The sequence below is a fragment of the Vibrio sp. FF266 genome (assembly GCF_041439695.1).
GTDB classification, from domain to species: Bacteria; Pseudomonadota; Gammaproteobacteria; order Enterobacterales; family Vibrionaceae; genus Vibrio; species Vibrio tasmaniensis_A.
On the sequence record NZ_JBGOOO010000021.1, the window covers coordinates 1 to 22,587 of the forward strand.

Genomic DNA, 22,587 nt, shown 5'->3' on the forward strand with positions numbered 1-22,587 from the left:
CGAACCGAGGTCCACGGATTTGCAATCCGCTGCATAGCCACTCTGCCAAGGCGCCATTTTTCAACACGTTAGAACCGACTAAACGTTAGCCCCGCTGTGTTCGGGTGCCTACTTTACGGATTGAGTGAAGATAGTCAAACAAAAAAATGAATTTCAATTCCGTTTGCTGACATTTAAATCAAATTGCTGCATGTTCGATCTCTTCAATCAATAAACACGCAGCAAAATGGAGCAAATTAAGGAATTCGACGTTACCACTTCTTCATAAAACGACCGACTAGACTTGGATGGTAAGCCCAACAATGGTCAAACATCGTCATAAGTTGTGGGTTGCCATATTTCGAAAGACTAACCGCATGAAAACGGTTTTTGTGCTCTTTCAATTTTTCGACCTGAGCAATCATTTCATCAGACTGCTTAGGAGCAATAAAGTCAGAAAGCACGATCAAATCTGCGTTCTTGTATTTGTCACCCGTCATCAAATCAATCGACTTCATGAGTACAGGTTCTAGATCCGTACCGCCGTGGAATGAATAGCTTAAGAAGTCGCTCGCTTCACGCAGGCCATCTTGCCTTGTTAACTCATAGGTAATCTGCTCAGAAGAGAACAGAATCACGTAACAGTCTCTCTCTTCCGCAAGCGCGATTTGCATCAAAGCGTAAGCCATTGCTTTGGCTGACTGCTCTGGGAACCCACTCATAGAACCAGAAGCGTCCACACAGACGATGAACGGCCCTTTTTCAATATCGACGTTTTTGCTATCAGGCTTTTGCGCTTTTACTTTACGTAATGTCCGTGATTTACCTTGCGAACGATAGCTCAATAAACGCTTGTCGGCCAAGTGCTTATAAAAGATAACCTCAAGTTCAGGGTAAGCGAGGAACATGGTTTCGTTTGGCAGCATCTTGTTGAGATCATCACTTTCGTGAATCCCAACAATATCATCGACCGCTTCATCGCTTTTCTCTTCAACCATCTGCAGTTCTTCTACAGGAGCTTTGTGTAGCGAAGGATCATCTTCCTCACCAGCCATACGTCCTAGTTTTTCTGCGATCTCTTGCAAACCCTTGTGCTTATTCAGAAACTCAGCGTGGCGCTTCATGATGGTTAGGTCTGTTTTGCTTAATTTGGCCGATGCCATGTCCCACAAACGCCCTACACTGCCTTCATCGCCCGACTCTGTCACTTTGTCCATGTTTTTCATGGTTTCCATGCGCTGATAAAGATCAGCTAAGACTTTTTCTTTGCTTGTTTCGAGTTCGGTGACTTGAGCTTGTTTGATGGCATCTGACAGCGATTGGTACCATTGATCACAAAAGTAATGTGGAAACATCGCGTTATAAACACCTTTATTGTTTTCCATCAAACGTCTTGCTTGTAGATAAAATGCTGAGTGCCACTCCAGCTTCTTAATAACGCGATCAATCTCGTCAAAAAACTGAGATTCATCCCAGTAAATCACTTCTTGGTAAAGTGCGATTTCCTCTTGGAAACGGTCGGTTTCACACACTTTAGTGACGCGTTTTTTTACTTTACCGCGCCATTTAACTAAGTGGTTTTTGACTGATGTTTTCACACCTTTATTCTCAGCAGCCATCATCACTTGAGAACGAGCGATAAGATCATTCATCGCGGTATCAATGATACCTGAGTCAGCCACCATCAAAGCGAGGTTTAAGCCGTCAGCTCCTAACATATGCTCCCCCTCTTACTCAAAGTACTGACTCATGAACTTAATGCGTTGCGCGATCTTGCTACTCTTCACTTTTGTCGTTTCAAGCTCTTGTGTTACCGCCTGTAAGCTTGATTCCATCGCTTTCGGTAAATCAGGGTCAATATAGTTATGCGGTAATGCGTCATGGAATTCAGTGCGTACTCTTTTTAACTTGAATTCAGCTGCAGTTAACTGTTCTAGGGCTTTCTCAGCGCCATTCAACCACTTGTTATACAGTTCTTGATCTAAACCGTCAGTAGTCACCACACTCACCAATACAGAACGATTAGCAATATCTTTGATCACTAATTGATTCGATGCATCCAAGTCGAGCTTTAAGCGGCATAGATTTTTGTTTTCGTTTACGTAACCATAAATATCGCCATGACCTTCTTTTAGAACGCGGTCAAAATCATCTTTGGCTACATACACCCAACGACTATCACCTTTCTCAGATTCAGACACCGACATATTGCTTTGCAGCATAACCAATTTAATAAGATTGTATGCGCTACCGACGCTGTACATTTTCGCGTTCTTGATATCATTTTGGTAAACGTCTTTACGTCGTAAGCCACTGGTTGACTCCACTGAGAGCGACACCGACAGAGTCGATTCAACATCATCTTGAATCTCTTCTAGCTCTTCACGAGACATTTCAATTTGAGATTTCGACTCTTGCTGATCAAACGCTCGGTTCAACGCAAAATCTTTTACAACGCTACGAACCACATCGCGAGATTCAGGGCTATGCCACAAACAATCTTGAAGAAGCATAATATCGAGCGGGTTAACGCTATCACGGCCACTGAAAAATGCGCTCGCTTTCAATAGTTTAACCGCTTTCTTCCAGCGTCTGTCCGAAACATACAAATCCGACTCTGACGCTGAGCCTTGCTTCTTAACCGTGTCTTCAAGCATGGTTTTTAGCTCAAATAACTTGTTAAACGAATTATCCGTCAACTCCAGATTATCGAGTTCTTTCTGCCATTGATGATATTCAATGTCTGTAATCGCTAACCCTTTTGGAATGACGGCTTCTTGAGAAGTACCTGTCGTTAGCATCGATTTGAAGTTTTGTTTGTTTTGAATACGGTTGACGAACACGCGAACTAACATTCGGTCATAAAGTGCTTCTAGTCCACTGTCTTCGTCAGGAAGTTCATTAGACGCTGAAACCAACAAGCGCATCGGCACACGCTCAATGTCTGCGCCGTTTTTAAATGTCTTTTCGTTAACCACAGTCAGTAACGTATTGAGAATGGCAGGGCCTGCTTTCCAGATCTCATCAAGGAATACGACTTGCGCGGTTGGTAGGTAGCCTTCGGTCAGCCTTACGTAACGACCGTTGTCTTTTAATTCTTGAATGCTTAGTGGGCCGAACACTTCCTCAGGAGTAGAGAAACGTGTCATCAAATATTCGAAGTAGCTACTGTTGTCAAAAGCCTGGATGAGGCGTTTAGCGATAAGGCTTTTTGCGATACCCGGAGGGCCCAATAGGAACACACTTTCGCCAGCCAGAGCCGCCAGTAAACAAAGCTTAATGGTGTCTTCTCTTTCATAAACGCCATCAGAGAGAGCATGCGCTAATTTATTGATTCTTTCAGAGAGTAGCGCCTTGTCAGCATGTGAGGAAATAGAAGGGTTCATGCGTTACTCCGAAAATCTTTGAACAGTTGAGAGTGTAGATACGTTTTTATACATTTGTTAGCACTTTGTTACAAGTATCTTTTATTATTTAGTTGCCTTTATATCAGATGGTTAAGCTGCAATTTTCGCGCAATCATAGATTCCAATTATGAGAGTAGCATCACGAATGGTGTGAAACTAAATCTATTGTTAACCCTAATTTTTCTTTTATTTTCGACACCATAGACGTTATGGTGGTACACGTCTTCAGTTATAAGAAAAATTGGCAAGGAAAGTGGCCAGATTGCATGAGTAAAGTTATCCATCAATGGAAAAGTATTTCTCTTATAGAAGAGAACGTGACGCTCCCTACGAACGTCGTGGTAAAACATACAACAATAAACCACCCCGGCGCGGCCGTTATTCTTCCTATCACTTCGTCTGGAAAAATCATCCTCATTAACCAGTTTCGTCCTTCTCTTAAAAAATGGCTTTTGGAACTCCCTGCTGGCACGATGGAAATTGATGAGACACCTCTTCAATGTGCACAACGCGAACTCGAAGAAGAAACGGGTTACAGTGCAACTTATTTCCAGAGCTTGGGACAAGTTACCCCTTTAGCTGGCTTCTGTGATGAGATCCAACACTTGTTCATCGCAAAAGACTTAAGCCTTACTACCCGCTTTGAATGTGATGAAGATGAAGTAATAGAGGTTATCGAACTTAGCTTGGAAGAACTGCAACATAAAATTCGCAACGATCAAATTACCGATACCAAAACCATCGCTTGTTTAAGCAAAGCCCAACTATGTGGCCATCTATAGCCAATTATATGACTACCTAATAGTACTCTAGGAGATAAACATGGACTTTCGTTCTGACACCGTAACTAAACCTTCGCAAGCTATGCGTGATGTAATGGCAAATGCAGAAGTAGGCGATGATGTATATGGCGATGACCCAACCGTCAACGAACTGGAACAATGGGCTGCAAATGAAACCGGTTTTGAAGCGGCTATGTTCACTTCTTCCGGCACACAGGCCAACCTACTGGGTTTAATGGCGCACTGTGAGCGTGGTGACGAATACCTTTGTGGCCAACAAGCGCACAACTACAAATACGAAGCTGGCGGCGCTGCAGTATTAGGCTCGATTCAACCTCAGCCAATCGAGAACAACCCTGACGGCACGTTAGATTTTAAAAAGCTTGCTGCTGCGATTAAGCCAGACGACAGCCACTTTGCTCGTACTAAGCTTCTTAGTTTAGAAAACACAATCAATGGTAAAGTGCTGCCAGTCTCTTACCTAGCGGAAGCGCGTGAGTTCGTAAACCAACACGGCCTGCAAATGCACTTAGATGGCGCGCGTGTCTATAACGCGGCGGCTGCACTAGATGTTCACATTAAAGAGATCGCACAACACTTCGATTCGATGACAATTTGTTTATCAAAAGGTTTGGGTGCTCCGATTGGCTCTCTACTTCTTGGTAGCAAAGCGTACATCGCTAAAGCTCGTCGATTGCGTAAAATGGTCGGTGGTGGTATGCGTCAGGCTGGTATTCTTGCTGCAGCAGGTAAAATGGCGCTCACGGAGAACGTGGCTCAACTTAAAGTAGACCATGAAAACGCAAAAAAACTAGCGATTGGTCTAAGCAAGTTAGAAGGTTTCTCAGTTAACCCTGATTTCATTCAGACTAATATTGTGTTTGCGAAGTTAGATCAGTCGATTGATATTAACCGTATCGCACGGGAGTTAGGAGAGCAAGGCATTACAATGTCACCAGGTAACCCTGTACGTTTTGTTACTCATAGAGATATCAGTTCAAAAGACATCGCGACTTTCCTAACTAAGTTGGAAAGTGCGCTTTAACGCTGAACAAGATTCACATTAAAGCAATTAAGACTAGAGCTTCCCTTACGAAGCTTTAGTCTTTTAAAAAAAATCATTCACCTCTTCCACCTCACCTATACCTATACCTATACCTATACCTATACCTATACCGACTAATCTGACTAATAGACTCAACTAAATTAACTGCAACAGAACGCAATCTTGTTTTGGCCTATGTGAATACCTTCTATGTATTAAACCTGCGTTTAAGTATTAAATTATCGTTAAATTTCGATTTTCATTTGTGAGATTAAATTTTTCATGCACGATAAAATCAAATAATTTAATCGTAATAATTTAATTTTTATTTGCCATGCGTACGGTATTTAAGAATAAAACACACCAATTCTAAAAAAACATCGTAAGAGGCTAATTTAAATAGAAATTACCAACTAATATAGATAGCCACTTTTCACTATTACAATTTAAAATCGTCACATTCAAATTATAAACCAGTGAATAAAACTAAAAATAAAATATTCCTGGAAGAATAATCCATCGAAAAATTCACCAAAAATAACGCCGTAGACCATAGTTCTAATTTTATCAATTAATAAAAATCCACTCGTAAATTTAACTGTGGGTCAAAAACTGCCTATCTAATTGAAAACAAAATTATTATCTAAAAATGTACTATTTATACCTTACCTTAAACTCATACTAAAACTCATACTTCGTCTAAATAATAAACTTTTTTTACTACTTCACCATTTTTTAAAGCACTTATAGTTTTGAAAGTTAAGCAACAGGTTACATTCAATCAATGAGAGGTGAAATGATGATTAGAGCATTCGTATTTATTCACAAATTCATCGTCTCAACGTTAATTTTTAGTCTGTCACTTTCATTCTACACCAGTGCTAACACCTTAACGTTAGGAATTAATGGCCAGATCAAAGATCGATGCGAAATAAATTTCTTTTCTGGCAATGTCATGAAGTTTACGGAACACCGTGATGTGCAACTATTGCCTTTTAATATGTATTGTAACCGTCCGTTGGGTATAACGATTAATTCAAAATATGGAGGCTTAAAATATCAACACCAAGGGGTTGATATTATTGAAACTTATAATCTGTCATTACAAATAGACGAGCTTCGTCTTTATGAAAGTAGGCACAGCAGCCAACTTACTTCACCAGTAATGATAAACAGTTCTGGTGTTATTCCTTTCTCTCAACAGGGGAGCCTTAGGGTAGCACTCGAAAATAGCTTGCGTTTCGCGGGTTATTATCAAGACGTTATTGAGATCGAAGTTTACCCTTCGATTCATAGCGTGACCAAGTAAAAGCTCTGCAATGTATCTGCAGAACAACATACGCTCAGCAGTATTCGAGCCAATCATTTAAGATAAAGGAATTTCTAATGAAAAAGCTAACACTCTACGCAGCAACAGTCACAGCTATTTTTGGTGCTCAAGTTCAAGCCGCTCCTGGTGATGTCCAGCTAGTTGGTTTTGTTTCACCTGTATGTGAAGTTACTGGTCTTTCAACACAACTGATGGACTTTGGTAATGTATCTCAAATTCAAAACCTTTCTGTTAGTGGCCTTAACATGAAGTGTAATGACGTCGATGGTGCAACTGTAACACTGACGAGTGCTGAGGGTGGTCTAGAGTCCGATGATAGCGAAGACTACGCTCTTACATACGAAGCAACATTTAACCCTTCTGGCTTAGCTCCTTTCACGCTTAATGCGCCAGGAGGCCCAGGCCTAAATGACGTTTCAATCAGTAACTCTTATGGTGGTTCAGGAGTATTGGCGACTGGTGTTGCCGCGTCCATTGATATTGTGACAACAGAAACCTCCCCATGGGCAGGTGGTTATTCAGATACGTTAACCGTAAATATCACCTCAAATTAGAGGTTGAATAAGTCGGGGGCTATTATTTGGCCTCCGACTTCATCTAAGCCTTTGTTGTATTAAAACTTAACCTCAGTTGTATTACGACTCTAGTTTAATTTGGAGCTCATCGCGATGTATAAATGGATCATGCATAAATGGACTGTTCTCTTATTATTGTCACTCACTTGTTTGTCAGCTCATGCGTTCAAAGTAGAGCCGATGTCTATGGAGATGACGCCACTTGGTAAAAGAGCTCAAATGACAATGAGGGTTGAGAATTCGTCTACCGAACCACTCACAGTCGAACTGTCTCCAGTATTTATGACTATGAATGAATACGGAAAAGAGACCACGACGCCTGCAGATGACGAGCTATTAGTGATTCCAGTAACTGCAATTATAGAGCCTGGACGTTCGCAATCTATTATGGTCCGATATTTAGGCGATCCGTCCATTACAGAGTCAAAAGCTTTTCGTATTGCTGTTAAGCAAGTGAAAGTTCAAAGAGCAAGTAGCAACCAAGGGCAAGTGAGTCTGTTACTTCAGTTTAATACGCTTATCAACGTGCGACCTCAGAACACTGCCTCTCAACTAGAAATTAAAAGTATCGAACCAAATAACAAGAATAACAAATGGGTCCTTGAAGTACTGAACAGCGGTAATAGTTATGGTCGGTTAACCAATACGACATGGAAAATTTCTGACGGCAAAAAATCAACCTATTTAAAAGGCGTAGAAATCGCCAAACGTATTCCAGGAACTTTAGTTCTTCCCTATTCCACTCGTTTTTTCGAAATGCAGCCACTTGAAAATTACAATGTAGAGACGCTATCGATTGAAATCGAGCAGGATCAGTAGCAATGAGACGTTATATTTTTGGTGGGTTCATTTCTTGTTTTCTGTGTGCACAAGCGCTTGGCATAACACTGTTTCCAACCGTCATTGAACTCAATACCGATCACAGGGCAACATCGCAACTGGTTGTGACTAACAACTCAACGCGGGATCTCCCACTTGAAGCTAACGTTCGTCGTTTGAAATTCTTACCTGATGGTACGTTCCAAACATCAGATCTATCGAGTGAGGTAATGTTTGTGTTTCCACCTGCCGCTATGTTGGCACCCGGTGAACGTCAAGTATTCCGTATACAATGGTTGGGAAACCGCCAACTCGAAACTTCCCAAAGTTACTTTGTTCGTTTCAGTACCGTAAATATTGGTCAAAACAACGAAAAAATGGACAGTCCTACCAGTTTAACAACCGGTATCAATTTGCAAGTTCACTACAATGCGTTGTTGCACATTCACTCATCCTCGCTAGAGCCTGACGTGAACTTACATATAGATGAACAAGGAAAACTAACACTCACTAATTCAGGGTCGCGATTTACCTATACATCGTTACTTCATTTTAAGGGGCTCGAATCTCAGAACCAAAAGGTACATGAGGCTTTAGGTGAACAGTTTATTCCACCACGCTCGACTATTACTTTGCCTTCTTCTTTAAATTACTTACCAGTAGGCACTTATCATGGATATGAAAACTGAAACCTCTCACAAGATGTGTCAAGTTTTCTATGTCTTGGGATTAGTACTGTTTTATTGTGCCGCCTTAAGCCCTGTAACTTGGGGCCAGGATATGGTATTGAACCCGACAGGACGCGACATTCAACTTACCTCTTTACTAAGGATAAGTGACACCATTCTTGGTGAAGCGGATATTATCATTACCGCAAACAACGAAATTCTTTTGCCAAAGGAAAGTACGCTGTCTCTCCTTTCGTCTGTCGTCACTCAAGAAGGTATTGGTAAGCTCCATGACACGACAGACGATGAGATGCTGTCGCAGCACCACTTTATGAGCGTAGGGCTGGGACTAAATTTCGACTTTTCTTCGTTGGAATGTATCGTGACGGTTCCGCCAGAATTTAGCTTAACCCAACAACTCTCGATGAACGGCGCAGATGATTTTTATAACTATGCTGAGCCAAGTCTGTTAAGCGGATACGTTAACGTCGCCCTTTCCACCAATGAGAGCCAATATGTCGATCAAAAATCGTCAAGGCAAGATCTTTATCGCAGTCAATTCGACTCTGCACTTAACATTGGTTTTTTCAATTTTGAATATGAATCCTATTTAGAAAATGGTTCATCGAAAAAGTCACAATATGTGAGAGAAGGAACTCGTCTTAATATTGACTTTGCACAGCAAGGTACACGACTTGTGCTCGGCGATATGTACAACAGTGGCCAATCTTTTCAGGACAGTACCGATATACTTGGTATTGGCTTAACTCGAGATTTCACACTGATTCCAACCAGAAATGCACGACCACGAGCCAATCAATCATTCACACTTCAAAGAGCCTCGAATGTCGATGTCTATATAGATGGGATTGCAGTCCAACGACTAACTTTAGGCGCTGGTAGCTACAACCTGAGTGATATACCTCTTGCGCAAGGTAGTAACGATATTGTACTCGTCATTACCGATCGTTCTGGAAACGAAGAGCGTATCGAGTTTTCTATTGCGACGGGTAACGACTTACTCAATAGCGGTGAGTTTGAATATAGCATTATGTATGGAGCACCCTCTGAACTCCAAAATGGACAATTAGAATACCTAACCGATGAGCGTATTTTCCATGGTTATGTTGATGTTGGGATTAACCCTTGGTTAACGTTAGGTACCAACTTTCAAACCCGTGAAGATTTATACCAATATGGTACTACCGCACTCATCGCTTCTAGATGGGGAGTCACTGAACTCAATGCTTCACGTAGCGAACATCCTGTATTAGGAAACGGCGATGCTTACAAATTTGCATTCGATGCGGAATTTTCCAGTAAGAATACACTGGCTCCACAACTGAGTGTTAGTTATGAGTATCTGAGCAACAATTTTACTGGTGTTGCTGGGTTTGACGCCTCCGATAAAGACATCAACTTAACCACTCATTATGCTTCTGCATTCGGTTCGATTTATCTAAGTCGATCTTTACGTGCCGCCATGACAGTCAATTACCGTTCAGGAATAGACAAAGAGAACGACTATTGGCTAATTAGCCCGAGTTTATCGGACGGATTGTTTGATACTCACGCGACTTGGAGTGCCCGTGTTAGCTATCAAGATCACGCCAGTAAAGACGATGACATCAGCACTACGCTCACCATAAGTTGGCCTCTTAGCCGACAAACTCGTGTCGTCGGTCGTTACAGTACAGAGCTAAGAGAAGCCGCCTTAGATTACAGCTATCAGAATAATATAGGTAACACCGGAGGGATATCGGGGTTTGCGAGTGTCATTACGAATGAAGAAACGGACTCCGATATGGACGCTGGTATTAACTATACGGCAAACCGTTACGAATTGAGTGCGACCCATGCCTCTCGACTTGACGACATTAGTGGTGACACAAGAAACCACAGTACCGACGTAACCATCAGCAGTGCACTTGCGTTTGCAGGTTCATCGGTAACGATCGGCAGACCAGTCCGAGAAGCATTTGCTATTGTCAGCAAGCATGAAAGCCTCGCAGAGAATGACGTGGCATTGGACCCAACAAAAGACGGAGAGTACGCACGTGTTTACCTTAACGGAGATGCCAGTGCCATGGTTCCTGATCTTGTTGCTTACAATAGCCAAGTCATCGGTTATGAGGTCGATAACTTACCACCGGGATATGATTTGGGGGATGGTGCTTTTTGGGTTAAACCTGATTACAAGCGGGGCTTCCAACTACAAATTGGTTCCGATGCTGTCTTAACCGTGATTGGTAAGCTATACGACCGTCAAAGTAACAATCCAATTTCACTTGTCGCTGGTGTAGCACATTACCTTGGTGAAGCTAAACAGTTACCGATTGACTTCTTTACCAATCGGAACGGCATATTTGCGATATCTGGGTTAAAGCCAGGGAAATATCAACTGATTCTTGACACTAAAGGACAAGAGTCAGCCGTCATTACTCTCAGCGAGCGCAGTGACAACTTGATCAGACTAGGAGATGTGTATGTGGATTAAACAACTTCGGTGGGGAGGATGGTTCCTCATCGCCATAAATTCTGTATCCTCTGTATTAGCATGTGAAGCTAGTGCATTGACGATTCAACCCGTCTCATCCCAGTCGCAATACGACGTTTTCAACACAGGTACTTACGCAACAATTAATACTTATAGGATCGATGCGAATATAATTGGCGAAGCCTGCAAATTGAGTTTGGTTTTACAACTTAACGATACCAGTCGGACGTTAAAAGGGGTAAACCAAGACAAACTCAACTTCGAGTGGAGTGGACAAATGGGTGTACCAATCGCGAATCAGTGGCATTTATCATTAACCGACAGTCAACCTTCGACAACCATACAAATGCGTTTCCCAAGCAAACAGTGGCTAGCGTCAGGAACCTACCGGGGGGTTTTAGAAGTGTCGCCCTCTTATACCTCAGACAACCAACAAATAGAGATCAGCCCTAGCTCACTCCCAGTATCCGTTACCGTGCCACCAGCTGCAAAAGTTCACTTTTATGGGTTAACTCAACAGCATTATGACCTTGATCTAGGAACATTATATTCAAACAAGATTATTCGTTCTGCACCGAACCTATGGGTGCAAAGTAATACAGCGTATACCATCGTATTGGAATCATCCCATCAAGGGATGCTACGTCATGAATCTGATGAGACAAAATGGGATATTCCATACGAACTTTCCCTAGATAACGATAGAGTAAACCTCGGTCAACTTGATGCAAAAATTCAGCGTATTTCGGCTACGCTCGGTCAACCTATTCCTTTGAGTTTTGTAATTGGGGAAACAGAGAACAAACCGGGAGGAATATATGAAGATACATTACAAATTTCTATAGAACCTCTCCTTTCACAGCAGCCTTAAATATGTAATTATATAAATCCTGAGATATGCAACGCAATTATATAAAACCTAGTATCATATAATCACAACACGATTTGTCAGTTTCGGAGTAAAGTATGCATAACAGTAAAAATAATTTAAAGCACATGCTCCTAATTGGCGACAACGGTATAAATAACCAGTTTATTCAACGAGAAATAGAGAAATACAGTGACTTTTGTTTTAGTCGTGAATGTATTTCAGGCATTGAACGTTCGAATCATCGCAAGACGTTCGATGTCATTCTCATTAGTTACTTACTCTTAGCTGACATCAAAGATGTCTACATCACCTTATCAAAAGTAGAGTCCAACAAATGGGTAATCTATGACGTTCCCTCTGATATTACCGGACAGAGTATTACCGTAATGCAACTATTCAACATGTTTAATATAAAGGGCATAATCTATCAAGATGCTCCTGTAGAGCACCTTACACGTTGCTTGAAAACGGTCTGCGATGACGACCTATGGTTACCGAGGAAGTTAATGTCACATATTTTATCCAATGCGCGCTCCCAAACATTCAAGTCACAGGTAATATTATCTACCCTTACAAAAAGAGAAGCTCAAATATTTAAACGAGTTATCAGAGGAGATACAAATTTAGAGATATCAAGTGAACTATTTATTTCAGAAAGTACAGTGAAAACACATGTATATAATATATATAAAAAAATAAACGTAACCAACCGAAAAGAAGCAATAAGAAAAGCAAATTTTATCAATAGTTTAGAGACTATTATACAACCAGGCATGTAGTTAATATTTGAGTCACAAATATAGAGACACTGGATTGCAGTTATTTTTACAACAGATCGTATTATAATTTAGGCCCTTGAAGATGTGAGCTTCTATTATCCCCCCCTCCGTCATAAAATCACAGTTAGACTGAACAACTAGGTTTAAATCCTATCATCAGTGACTTAATTACATTCTGCCCTCTAAGGTACGAATAGAATTTTTGAACTCACAAAACATCACTTCTTAAGCCCTCTACTCGCCTAACAGACCGAAGTCAGTTGTAACTGTCAACACTATTAGCTTCTAAAATATCTAAAGCATAAAGCATCTAAAGCAATTCGGACTTGAGCTTCCCCTTAGGGTAAGCTTTATTGTTATGTTTTTACCGGAGAAAAAGCATGACTTACCGACCCTTCACTTTACTATTACTCGCTCTTTCCCCTAGCCTTCATGCCTCTAATTTTGGCGATCCTGAACTGGGTAAAATGAAGTCACCAAGTTGCATTTTCTGTCATAACCCCACGGGTGAAACAAGTAACACTGCTTACCCAAAACTTTCTGGCCAAGATTCAACTTACCTCTATAACACAATGAAAGCTTACCAAAACGGTGATAGACAAGGCGCTTACGCTGAAATGATGCAAACACAACTGAGTAAACTCAATGATCAAGACTTGAAAGATATTGCGGCTTTTTATGCTTCACAACAGTAATGGATTTCACCTTCATTAGATCAGTCTAAGTTAAATAAACATCACTAAGTCGCCTATACTTCAAGCAAACTCACTGAGCTCATTGAAGGTCGGGAGAGATATACCTTTACACGTATCATCCAACCCTTACAATGTGCAGCAAATATATTTATCAAGGTTTATCTCTATGTCTATTCAATGGTTTCCGGGTCACATGCATAAAGCCCGTAAAGAAATCGAAGAAGTTATCCCACAGGTTGATGTGATCATCGAAGTACTGGACGCTCGTATCCCGTTCAGTAGTGAAAACCCAATGATCTCTTCACTGCGCGGCGATAAGCCTTGTGTAAAAGTGTTGAACAAGCGCGATCTTGCGGATCCTGAGCTTACTGAGCGTTGGATTGAGCACTTCGAGAAAGAGCAAGGCGTTAAAGCGATTGCGATTACTACTAGCGCTAAAGAAGAAGTTAACCACGTTATGGAGCTCGTGCGTAAGTTAGCACCGCACCGTGAACAGATGGGTAAGAACATTCGTACAATGATCATGGGCATCCCGAACGTGGGTAAATCGACCATCATCAACTGTTTAGCGGGACGTACGATCGCGGTTACTGGTAACCAACCTGCGGTAACTCGTCGTCAACAACGTATCAATCTACAAAATGGCGTGATCCTTTCAGATACTCCTGGAATCCTATGGCCTAAAGTAGAAAACCCACACAGTGGCTTCCGCTTGGCTGCAACAGGCGCTGTAAAAGATACGGCAATGGAATACGATGAAGTGGCATTCTACACAGTCGAGTACCTTGCAAAGCAATACCCTAACCTTTTGCAAGAACGCTACCAAATTGAAGAGCTACCAGAGTCTGACATCGAATTGATGGAAGCGATTGGTCGTAAGCGTGGCGCACTTCGTGCTGGTGGTCATATCGACATTCACAAATGTTCGGAAATCCTACTTCACGAACTGCGTAATGGTACTTTAGGTAAAGTAACGTTAGAGCTACCAGAAATGATCACACAAGAACTGATCGAAGTTGAAGAAGCGGCTGCGCTGAAAGCCGCACAACAGATTAAGAAAAAAGAAGAGCGTCGTAAGCGTTACTTGAAGAACAAGCGTTAATCTCTCTTCGTTTTATGAAAAAAATCACATGGTGCGACTAAACGCCAAATAATTGAAGCGTCTATTCTAATCAAAAAAGCCCCGAACAATTTAATGCTCGGGGCTTTTTGGTTTGTTCTTCAGCTTTAAAGCAACTTCAGTAAGAGGCAGCTGTTGAGCAAGGAACCATTATTCAACTTGAAGTGACTAAGAATACACAATGCTTGCTGTTTTCTGTTCAAGTTCAACGGGAGAGCTCCAAGAAATCACCTTCTCATTCACTTGACTTCCACATGGTGCATTCCAAACTTGCTCTAGCTCTTCTTTACCACCAATCGCTTGATAAAAAGCAATCGCTTGGTGATTTTCAGACATCACCTCTAGGTACAGACCTGAATCCGAATAGTATTGCTGCAACCACTTCGATAATTCAGACAATAAACGCTTACCAACACCACGACCGCGATAGGCATTATCTACATGTAACGCATCGATGAACGTGCCACGCTCAAAGTTGTGATTACCAAACGCGCAGACGAAACCAACCAGTAAACCGCCCTCTTCAAGCAATAAAACATGTTGGTTAAAAGGAGGGTTAATCAAACGAGTCTGCCAAATAACAGATCTGTCCTCCAAAACATCATTTTCTAAGTAATCATCAGCAAGAATGCCACGATAATATAGCTTCCAGCTATCCGCGTGTAATTGGGCAATCCGCTCATAATCTTTATATTCAGCTACCTTAATTTCCATTTATTAGCCCTTAGTACTTCCATTTATGACTTGCTACTACATTTCACACTACCTTTATACAATATTTAAGCAAAACATACTAATACACGTTTACACTTTCAATATTGACTTACACGTGTACGCTGATATTCTAGCGCACAGATGTAAGCTCAATGGAAATTTGCTAATGAATAGTGCCGACAAACAATCTACAAAAAAGCCGCCATTAATCTGGCTCAATATTTTTGTATTCTCTTTTAGTATGCTGCTTGCTGTTGTTGCGGCTCCCGTTTATGGCTACTTTTTTGGCTATGGTATGGAGCACTGGATATGGCTAGCAATCTGTTTTACGTTCTGTAACCTTTCAATCACAACGGGTTATCACCGCTTATGGTCTCATAAAGCGTTTGAAGCGCATTCGAGCCTAAGATTTTTATTTGCATTAGGTGGCGCATTTGCCCTGCAAAACAGCGCGTTACACTGGTCTTCTGATCACCGTGTGCATCATAAGCACGTGGATAACAATGACAAAGACCCGTACTCTGCAAAACGCGGCTTTTGGTACTCGCACATTGGTTGGATGATTCGTAACTACAGTACCTCAATGTACGAAAACTATGAAAACTGTCGTGACCTGAAGAAAGATAAGATCGTAATGTGGCAGCACAAGCACTATGTTCTTCTGGCGTTGATCATGAACTTCGGTGTTCCTATTGCATTGGGCGTGATTTACGGTGACGTGATTGGCATGTTGTTAATCGTAGGTGCGGTTCGTTTGGTACTTAACCACCACACAACATTCTTCATTAACTCTCTAGCCCACATCTGGGGTAACCAACCTTTTACCGACAAAAACACGGCCCGTGATAACGGTGTGTTAGCAGTACTCACTTTTGGCGAAGGCTACCACAACTTCCACCACATCTTTGAGAACGATTACCGCAACGGCATCTACTGGTGGCAATACGATCCTACAAAATGGTTGATCAAGAGTGCCTCTTTGATGGGACTGGCAAGCAAGCTTAAGAAAACCCCTCAAGCTCGTATCGAAAAAGCAGAAGCATCAATGTTACTTAAACGCACGCAGCAAAAGATCATGCATCGTGCCGACAAGCAACAAATCGCAGACAAACTTCAACAAGAATTCGATGCTCTAGTATCAAACATGAACGAGTATTACGAAGTCAAAAAGCAGCTACTTGAAAGCAAACGAGAAGATGTTGTGAAGAAGTACGAACACTCTCTACTTAAAGTTCGTTACCAACAAATCAAAATGAATTTTGAGCAACAGAAAAAAAATTGGGCAATGACAGTGGAACAGTATGCTTAAGATAGAACAATATACTTAAGGCAGGATAGTCCGCTTAATGCACCAGTAACGACACTGCTTAACTCTTATTTGAAGCCCTCATATTACTATGAGGGCTTTTTTATGAGCGTAACCTATTTGCCATTAGCCATTAGCCATTAGCCATTAGCCAAATACTCTCAAGTCTAAATTATGGACTTCAAGAACCATAGTTATTGGATTCCAGAACTCTTTCTTCAATCTGAATTTATACTTATATTACTTTAACTTACTGAGTTTAGACCTAAGGAATTGAAAATGAGCAAACTGACTATTATTGCAACAATCGTCTCTAAAGAAGATAAGATTGAGTTAGTTAAATCAGAGATGATTAAATTGATCGACAAAACCCGTGTTGAAGACGGCTGTATTAACTACGATCTGCACCAAGATAACAGTAACCCTGCTCACTTCGTTTTTCATGAGAACTGGGAGTCTGAAGCTCATCTCGAGATGCACTTAGCGAGCCAACACATCGCCGAGTACATGGCTGCGACTGAAGATTGTATCGAAACCTTTGTGCTTAATAAAATGACGCACATTGCCTAACCAGTCACTCTGTACTGATTCAATAAAAACCCTGCTCTGAACGCAGGGTTTTTCGTTTCTACAAGCTTATATCTGCTCATTCTAATAATGAAAAAACCCGCCAGAGTAGCGGGTATGGTCAATAATCATGACTGTCAAAGACAGATAGGTAACAACCATCAATCTAATATTGAGTGCCTCTTTACAGTGGCACTCTGACATTTCTTTTGCTGATCGCTAGCACGGGGGCACTAGTTAAAAGCACGAGCCAAAATGCCATTCCCTTGATATTGGTAAACACTTGAATTACTACTTACAAAGACTGATTCTCCGGGCTTAAGAGAAACTGTACGACCTTCTGAGGTGATGGTCGCCTCTCCTTCCACACAGAACAAGATCTCCGCGCTACGTAGATACTGTGACTTGCTCTCATCAGTCGCAGACAAGATATCAAAGCCAAAGTCATCCACAGGAATCGGATAGCTCATCTTGCCCTCTTTCAATACAGGCTTAAGGCGAATATCTTCTGGCTTAATCGGCTCAAAGATCGTGTTATCGATAAGCTCAGGAACGTCTATGTACTTGGGGGTGAGACCGGCACGAAGCACATTGTCTGAGTTTGCCATAATCTCTAAACCCGTACCTTGAACATAAGCATGTGGGGTTTCTGCGAATAGGAACATAGCTTCACCCGGCGCCAGTTCAACTGTGTTAAGCATCAATGGTGCAAACAAACCAATATCACCCGGATAGTGCTGTTTGAATTCAATGCTGTATTGCAGAGCTTCACGTCCCATGACCGTTTTAGCTGGTCGCGCATGTGCAGCATAAAGCTCATTAAGCGCAGACGCTTTACGGTCACCTTCAAGAGACATAATGGCGCTAAAGAAAGACTTCAAAGAATCACTGTCGGCATTGGCTTTAAGTACATTAAGCTCAATCGCTAACGAAGGAATATCCGCTTCTTCGAACAAGGCAATAATATCGTCGATTGGACGAAAGCCATTCATCGCTTTGTAAAAGGTCAACGCATAAACCAACTCAGGCTTATGGTTTGGATCTTTGTAGTTACGATTAGACGCATTCAAAGGGATGCCAAGTGCATTCTCTCGCTCAAAACCTAATTCAGATTTTCGCTTATTCGGATGAACCTGAATAGACAACGGAGTTTCAGCGGCCAACACCTTAAACAGGAAAGGTAATTCACCAAAACGTGCCGCCGTGTACCCGCCTAAGACATCGATTCTATTTTCATCAATCATGTGAGAAAGCGGCTCACCGGTATCGCCTACTTTTGAGCAACCATTAGGATGAGCACCCATCCAAATTTCTGCTTGAGGTTCTTGGTTTGGGTTCACAATACCAAAAAGTTGGTTGATGGAGTCTTTGCTTCCCCATGCGTAATTTTGAATAACGTTATCGAGTTTAAATAGAGACATAATTACTTCTCATTAAAAATCTGGCTGCCAAGCTTGAGCGTGGCGGCGATATTACGGGCAGTGCGAGTCAGGTTTTGATTCGCTTCTGATAAAACTTGGTCTAAAGACTGAGGTGAACGTACGGTTCCAAATAAGCTAGACATTGAGCCGTAAAGTTTTTCAACGTCTTGCCCCAAAGAGCCCGCAATTCCAATGGTTGGAATACTCAACTTTTGAGCTCGCTGAGCGATGCCGAAAGGTGTTTTACCTTGTAGGGTTTGGTTGTCCATCTGCCCCTCTCCGGTCACGACCAGTGAAGCACCTTCAAGAACCTTATCTGCACCCAAGGCATCTAATACCATCTCAATACCCGCTTTAATTTGGATATTGAATGCAAGACTTAACCCCAGTGGCGTGCCTCCAGCCGCACCAAAACCAGCAGTGTCTCGATGATTAATACCCGTGCGCGCTTGAGCGATATCGGCAAAATGTCCGATCGCAGTATCAAGTTGTTCAACTTGAACTTTTGATGCTCCCTTCTGCGGACCAAACACGGCACTGGCTCCGCTTTCACCACACAGTGGATTGTTCACATCACACGCGACCACAAACGTCACTTCTTTGCATCTCGGGTGTAGTCCATCAAGATCGATGCTTGCTAACTGGCTTAACTCGGCGCCGCCACCAGATAGTTCGTTGCCTTGCTTGTCTAATAACTTGCCTCCCAACGCTTGTAAGATGCCAGCACCTGCGTCATTGGTGGCACTACCGCCCAGACCAACTATGATTTGTTCTACGCCTTTATCTAGCGCATCTCTCATCAGCAACCCTGTGCCGTAAGACGATGCCGTAAGAGGTGATCTTTCTTCTACGATTAATCGATCTAAACCCGACGCTTGGGCAAACTCCACCAAGGCAGTGTTTACGCTTTTGCCATCAACCTGTTGTACAAGTGAAGCCCAATAAGCCGTACATTCGCGACCGATTGGATCCGTCGTTTGTAACCGTTGTTTCTTACCATTGAGCGCCTCTAGCAACACGTCTACCGTTCCTTCACCACCATCAGCTAGTGGTAAATGAACGTATTCGGCGTCAGGAAAAACCTGAGCAAACCCTGCTTCAACACTTTCACAAACTTGTTTTGCAGATAGAGATTCTTTAAATGAATCGGGAGCAATAACAATTTTCATCGTCGTTCACCTACTCCGCCTAATTGCTTGAGCGGAGTGCCTTGAATTAGAATTTCACTTGGAATGTTTTCGCTTGGCAAGATGCCAGTTCGCCAAAAGACAAGTCACCAAAGGTTTCTGTCGCTACATCACCTTCACGAACGCGCTCGTCCATACTCGTCTCTTTCCAGCTTGAAACCGCTTGAGTGAACGAGATTGAATCCGATACTGAACCCGTTTCTTCTGGGTTGTAGACACGCATGATCAGCGCATCTTCGTCTTCCGCTTTCTTAAGTACGCTTAGCACCGCACCTGCTTGTTGCTTAGACAGAAGGCTAAAGCTCATTGGAAGGTTCTGCTCACCTACGTTTAGCTTCATCGCGTTGTAAGGGATCTTGTTGTAGCACTCGATTTGAGTGACATTGTCACGTGCTTGCGCCATGATGTTCGCGTCTATGTGATTACCAGAGAAACCGCATAGAGTGAATTCACACACTAACTTGCCGCGTACTTGTGAGTCCGGTGTCGGGATCTTGATACCGGAAGGACGACCCGGACGAAGCAATAACTCTTCTTTACCCAATACACCGATACCGCGGAATAACGTTAGTGCGAACGTATCTCTATTATCGTCGCCTTGCGAAGCAATCACTTCAAATTCACGTAGACCATTCGACATGATTGCCATGCCCGCGTTACCGTTTTCTAACGCAGCAAAGTTCATTAACTGATACACAGGAACTGGCGCTTCTTTCCACTTCTCTTCTTCCCAAACCGCTATAGCAGGGTCATTGGTTGGTCGAGTAATACAACCGAACTGGTTATCTGCAACCACAGTTTCAGAAACGAATGGCGTTGGTACTAGCACACGTACACGGTGGTCGTCGGCTTGGTTGTCTAGTTCCATGCGTACTTCAATGCGGCGAGAACCTTGCTTCAATACCACTTGGCATTGCGCTTCAACGAATCCGTTTTGACCCGTACGTTCTTCACGCTCTGTAAGGTTGGCAGGCACGTTCATGCGGAAAGCGATGTTCGCTACCGATTGGAAGCCTTGGTGATCAATCGATGTTTCGACTGGGAATTCATCTGAGTACAGTAACCACTCTTGACGAGATGGAGAGTAATCGTACTCATCGCCGTCATCAGAACCGTCTTCTAAACGAAGCACTTGGTCGAATATTTGCTCTGTCTCTTTATCGAAAATAGTCAGAGTTCCGTTGTCGTTTACATTGATTCGGTAGTATTCGTTTTCTAATAGGTAGTCCTTCTGCTCAGCAACTTTAACTGCGCCCTTCTCGTTACCTTGGATGTGTAACGTAGTGAAGCCCATTGCCGGCACAGTACGTTTGATCTGGATATCAAACTCCATGAATGGGTCATAGTTGCCGTAGTGAACGATTTGACGATCTACTTTACCTGGATCAATTTGACGCTTGTCTTGGATGAAGTACTCAACTGGGTTTTCGTTTTCATCAAAGATAGAGAACTCTTGTGCACGGATAGTGATCGTCGTGTTGACCACTTCTTCACGCTCGTATGGAGAAAGGTTAAACATCGCTAGTTTGTCGCAACCTTCGCGATCTGGCATATGGTCGACAATCTTACGCTTGTAGAAATGAATCAGGTTGGTCGCCATGTCATCCGCAAGGATGTAGCGGTTTAGGATCTCAGCGTGAACCTTGTCTGAACAGCAGCAACCAATCGAGTCGTGAGCGTGGTTCTTCATGCTCTCTTTCCACATTTTCTCAATTAAACCGTGGTGGTATTCAAAGCCTAATGTCCAAGCGATAGAAGCTAGCGGTTCTAAGATGTTTACAATCTTATTTTCGATTTCCGCGTGGATCAGTTTGATGTCCATACGTGTAGAAGAGATCGTGCGGTGAACACGCATGTATTTACCGTCGTTGAACTCGCCTTTGATTGTGTCGAGTTGGTCGCGCGCCGCTTCTACTTTTTCGAATACTTCTTCAAAGCGGCTCATTGAAAATTCACGATCTGGGTAGATTTCGCGAAGCTTGTCCATTACTTCAAAGATGTCTTTCTGAATCGGCATTTGGTCATGGCCGTTCGGCAATAGGATATCTTTCGTTACCGATGGTTTTTCTAGCACTGGGAAGTACTTATCTAAACGAGCACGTAGACCTTCTTCATCTTGCGGAAGGTATTTACCAATCGCGTAACCCAGTGGAAGCACTTGTGCAGTCACTTCACTGCCGTCATTAGACTGCCATAAGAATTCTGTTTTGTTGGTGCCATGACGCTCTGAACAACCACGCCAGAACATTGCACGCGTGATGTCGAAACCGTTATAGATCATCGGCAGCTGAGAGCTCATGCTGAATGAATCTGGTAGGTAACCGATCTTCATTGCATCGCCAAATTTCATACAGTCGCGAATGCCATACATCATGTTACGTACAATCGACTCACCAGAAACTTGCATTGTGTCGGTTTGAGAGTACCAAGGGCCAATAATTAGCTTGCCCGCTTCAACCAATGCTTTTACGCGTTCTGTGTTCTCTGGTTTGATCGCGAAGTAATCTTCTAGAACGGCTGTTTGACCATCTAGAACGTAGTATTTGTATTCTGGATCGCTCTCCAGACGGTTCATGATTTCTTCCATGTTGTTCACTAGAAGAATACGAGACTCTTCTGTTGTGAAATACCATTCACGATCCCAGTGCATGTGTGGAGTAATATGTACGCGTGATGTAGTCATAATCATTTACCTAAATGTGTCGCTTCGAGTAAATCTTAAATTCGAGCTCAAATACGACTAAATTAAAGTTTTTCAAGGGGTTAAAATTGGCTGCCACTAAATTTAGGGTGCAGAAAACCACGCCCAGAATCTGTGAGAATAA

General features: G+C 42.4%; 19 protein-coding genes. 13 read left to right on the forward strand and 6 right to left on the reverse strand.

Annotated features, from left to right (window positions below; all coding sequences use genetic code 11):
- Window positions 1–251: 251 nt before the first annotated feature.
- Together viaA and ACED59_RS15565 are read right to left on the reverse strand one after the other, a co-directional pair.
- Entirely contained in the window at window positions 252–1,697 is a 1,446-nt protein-coding gene (gene viaA / locus ACED59_RS15560; RefSeq protein WP_017097464.1) for an ATPase RavA stimulator ViaA, read from the reverse strand.
- A gap of 12 nt (window positions 1,698–1,709) precedes the next feature.
- On the reverse strand, window positions 1,710–3,365 hold the full coding sequence (locus ACED59_RS15565) for an ATPase RavA domain-containing protein (protein ID WP_017097465.1): 1,656 nt from the start codon (window positions 3,363–3,365) through the stop codon (window positions 1,710–1,712).
- Window positions 3,366–3,652: 287 nt separating this feature from the next.
- Between ACED59_RS15565 and ACED59_RS15570 the strand changes: the two genes are divergently transcribed.
- The 11 genes from ACED59_RS15570 to ylqF all read left to right on the forward strand — a co-directional run bounded on the left by ACED59_RS15570 (window position 3,653) and on the right by ylqF (window position 14,549).
- A complete protein-coding gene (locus ACED59_RS15570) occupies window positions 3,653–4,168 on the forward strand; it encodes an NUDIX hydrolase (protein WP_009845430.1) in 516 nt (171 codons plus the stop codon).
- Window positions 4,169–4,208: 40 nt separating this feature from the next.
- Complete coding sequence (ltaE, locus tag ACED59_RS15575; RefSeq protein WP_009845431.1) at window positions 4,209–5,213, forward strand: low-specificity L-threonine aldolase; 1,005 nt, start codon at window positions 4,209–4,211, stop codon at window positions 5,211–5,213.
- 784 nt (window positions 5,214–5,997) lie between these two features.
- The gene (locus ACED59_RS15580) at window positions 5,998–6,522 is read left to right on the forward strand and encodes a hypothetical protein (RefSeq protein ID WP_017097466.1); all 525 of its coding nucleotides are present in this window, start codon (window positions 5,998–6,000) and stop codon (window positions 6,520–6,522) included.
- 77 nt (window positions 6,523–6,599) lie between these two features.
- The gene (locus ACED59_RS15585) at window positions 6,600–7,097 is read left to right on the forward strand and encodes a hypothetical protein (RefSeq protein ID WP_009845433.1); all 498 of its coding nucleotides are present in this window, start codon (window positions 6,600–6,602) and stop codon (window positions 7,095–7,097) included.
- Window positions 7,098–7,211: 114 nt separating this feature from the next.
- The gene (locus ACED59_RS15590; RefSeq protein ID WP_009845434.1) at window positions 7,212–7,937 is read left to right on the forward strand and encodes a molecular chaperone; all 726 of its coding nucleotides are present in this window, start codon (window positions 7,212–7,214) and stop codon (window positions 7,935–7,937) included.
- 2 nt (window positions 7,938–7,939) lie between these two features.
- Window positions 7,940–8,626 carry a molecular chaperone gene (locus ACED59_RS15595; RefSeq protein ID WP_009845435.1) on the forward strand — a complete coding sequence of 229 codons (687 nt, stop codon included), beginning with the start codon at window positions 7,940–7,942 and terminating at the stop codon, window positions 8,624–8,626.
- The gene (locus tag ACED59_RS15600) at window positions 8,610–11,102 is read left to right on the forward strand and encodes a fimbria/pilus outer membrane usher protein (protein ID WP_017097467.1); all 2,493 of its coding nucleotides are present in this window, start codon (window positions 8,610–8,612) and stop codon (window positions 11,100–11,102) included. The genes ACED59_RS15595 and ACED59_RS15600 overlap by 17 nt, the downstream gene beginning before the upstream one ends.
- Window positions 11,092–11,973, forward strand: a complete 882-nt coding sequence (locus ACED59_RS15605) for a hypothetical protein (RefSeq protein WP_029223875.1) — start codon at window positions 11,092–11,094, stop codon at window positions 11,971–11,973. Before ACED59_RS15600 ends, ACED59_RS15605 begins: the two co-directional genes overlap by 11 nt.
- A 95-nt stretch (window positions 11,974–12,068) precedes the next feature.
- On the forward strand, window positions 12,069–12,752 hold the full coding sequence (locus tag ACED59_RS15610) for a helix-turn-helix transcriptional regulator (protein WP_009845438.1): 684 nt from the start codon (window positions 12,069–12,071) through the stop codon (window positions 12,750–12,752).
- A gap of 380 nt (window positions 12,753–13,132) precedes the next feature.
- Entirely contained in the window at window positions 13,133–13,447 is a 315-nt protein-coding gene (locus ACED59_RS15615; RefSeq protein WP_017097469.1) for a cytochrome c, read from the forward strand.
- Window positions 13,448–13,613: 166 nt separating this feature from the next.
- Window positions 13,614–14,549 (forward strand): ribosome biogenesis GTPase YlqF, encoded by a 936-nt coding sequence (ylqF, locus tag ACED59_RS15620; protein ID WP_029223876.1) that lies wholly within the window; start codon window positions 13,614–13,616, stop codon window positions 14,547–14,549.
- A 186-nt stretch (window positions 14,550–14,735) separates the two neighbouring features.
- On the opposite strand, the gene ACED59_RS15625 is transcribed toward ylqF, so the two are convergent.
- On the reverse strand, window positions 14,736–15,281 hold the full coding sequence (locus ACED59_RS15625) for a GNAT family N-acetyltransferase (protein WP_009845441.1): 546 nt from the start codon (window positions 15,279–15,281) through the stop codon (window positions 14,736–14,738).
- Between the two features lie 166 nt (window positions 15,282–15,447).
- Between ACED59_RS15625 and ACED59_RS15630 the strand changes: the two genes are divergently transcribed.
- A complete protein-coding gene (locus ACED59_RS15630; RefSeq protein ID WP_029223877.1) occupies window positions 15,448–16,590 on the forward strand; it encodes a fatty acid desaturase in 1,143 nt (380 codons plus the stop codon).
- Window positions 16,591–16,866: 276 nt separating this feature from the next.
- The gene (locus ACED59_RS15635) at window positions 16,867–17,157 is read left to right on the forward strand and encodes a putative quinol monooxygenase (protein ID WP_017097472.1); all 291 of its coding nucleotides are present in this window, start codon (window positions 16,867–16,869) and stop codon (window positions 17,155–17,157) included.
- Window positions 17,158–17,387: 230 nt separating this feature from the next.
- Here ACED59_RS15635 and manA read toward each other — a convergent pair whose 3' ends face one another.
- From manA to mngB, 3 genes are read right to left on the reverse strand one after another with little or no spacing between them, the layout of a single operon-like run.
- The gene (manA, locus tag ACED59_RS15640) at window positions 17,388–18,575 is read right to left on the reverse strand and encodes a mannose-6-phosphate isomerase, class I (protein ID WP_017097473.1); all 1,188 of its coding nucleotides are present in this window, start codon (window positions 18,573–18,575) and stop codon (window positions 17,388–17,390) included.
- 2 nt (window positions 18,576–18,577) lie between these two features.
- Entirely contained in the window at window positions 18,578–19,744 is a 1,167-nt protein-coding gene (locus ACED59_RS15645) for a glycerate kinase (protein WP_017097474.1), read from the reverse strand.
- Window positions 19,745–19,790: 46 nt separating this feature from the next.
- On the reverse strand, window positions 19,791–22,445 hold the full coding sequence (mngB, locus tag ACED59_RS15650) for a mannosylglycerate hydrolase (RefSeq protein WP_017097475.1): 2,655 nt from the start codon (window positions 22,443–22,445) through the stop codon (window positions 19,791–19,793).
- Window positions 22,446–22,587 lie beyond the last annotated feature (142 nt).

Bases quoted from the DNA above. Each gene is read 5' to 3' on its own strand.
- viaA (WP_017097464.1), bottom strand. From the start codon at position 1,697: ATGTTAGGAGCTGACGGCTTAAACCTCGCTTTGATGGTGGCTGACTCA.
- ACED59_RS15565 (WP_017097465.1), bottom strand. From the start codon at position 3,365: ATGAACCCTTCTATTTCCTCACATGCTGACAAGGCGCTACTCTCTGAA.
- ACED59_RS15570 (WP_009845430.1), top strand. From the start codon at position 3,653: ATGAGTAAAGTTATCCATCAATGGAAAAGTATTTCTCTTATAGAAGAG.
- ltaE (WP_009845431.1), top strand. From the start codon at position 4,209: ATGGACTTTCGTTCTGACACCGTAACTAAACCTTCGCAAGCTATGCGT.
- ACED59_RS15580 (WP_017097466.1), top strand. From the start codon at position 5,998: ATGAGAGGTGAAATGATGATTAGAGCATTCGTATTTATTCACAAATTC.
- ACED59_RS15585 (WP_009845433.1), top strand. From the start codon at position 6,600: ATGAAAAAGCTAACACTCTACGCAGCAACAGTCACAGCTATTTTTGGT.
- ACED59_RS15590 (WP_009845434.1), top strand. From the start codon at position 7,212: ATGTATAAATGGATCATGCATAAATGGACTGTTCTCTTATTATTGTCA.
- ACED59_RS15595 (WP_009845435.1), top strand. From the start codon at position 7,940: ATGAGACGTTATATTTTTGGTGGGTTCATTTCTTGTTTTCTGTGTGCA.
- ACED59_RS15600 (WP_017097467.1), top strand. From the start codon at position 8,610: ATGGATATGAAAACTGAAACCTCTCACAAGATGTGTCAAGTTTTCTAT.
- ACED59_RS15605 (WP_029223875.1), top strand. From the start codon at position 11,092: ATGTGGATTAAACAACTTCGGTGGGGAGGATGGTTCCTCATCGCCATA.
- ACED59_RS15610 (WP_009845438.1), top strand. From the start codon at position 12,069: ATGCATAACAGTAAAAATAATTTAAAGCACATGCTCCTAATTGGCGAC.
- ACED59_RS15615 (WP_017097469.1), top strand. From the start codon at position 13,133: ATGACTTACCGACCCTTCACTTTACTATTACTCGCTCTTTCCCCTAGC.
- ylqF (WP_029223876.1), top strand. From the start codon at position 13,614: ATGTCTATTCAATGGTTTCCGGGTCACATGCATAAAGCCCGTAAAGAA.
- ACED59_RS15625 (WP_009845441.1), bottom strand. From the start codon at position 15,281: ATGGAAATTAAGGTAGCTGAATATAAAGATTATGAGCGGATTGCCCAA.
- ACED59_RS15630 (WP_029223877.1), top strand. From the start codon at position 15,448: ATGAATAGTGCCGACAAACAATCTACAAAAAAGCCGCCATTAATCTGG.
- ACED59_RS15635 (WP_017097472.1), top strand. From the start codon at position 16,867: ATGAGCAAACTGACTATTATTGCAACAATCGTCTCTAAAGAAGATAAG.
- manA (WP_017097473.1), bottom strand. From the start codon at position 18,575: ATGTCTCTATTTAAACTCGATAACGTTATTCAAAATTACGCATGGGGA.
- ACED59_RS15645 (WP_017097474.1), bottom strand. From the start codon at position 19,744: ATGAAAATTGTTATTGCTCCCGATTCATTTAAAGAATCTCTATCTGCA.
- mngB (WP_017097475.1), bottom strand. From the start codon at position 22,445: ATGACTACATCACGCGTACATATTACTCCACACATGCACTGGGATCGT.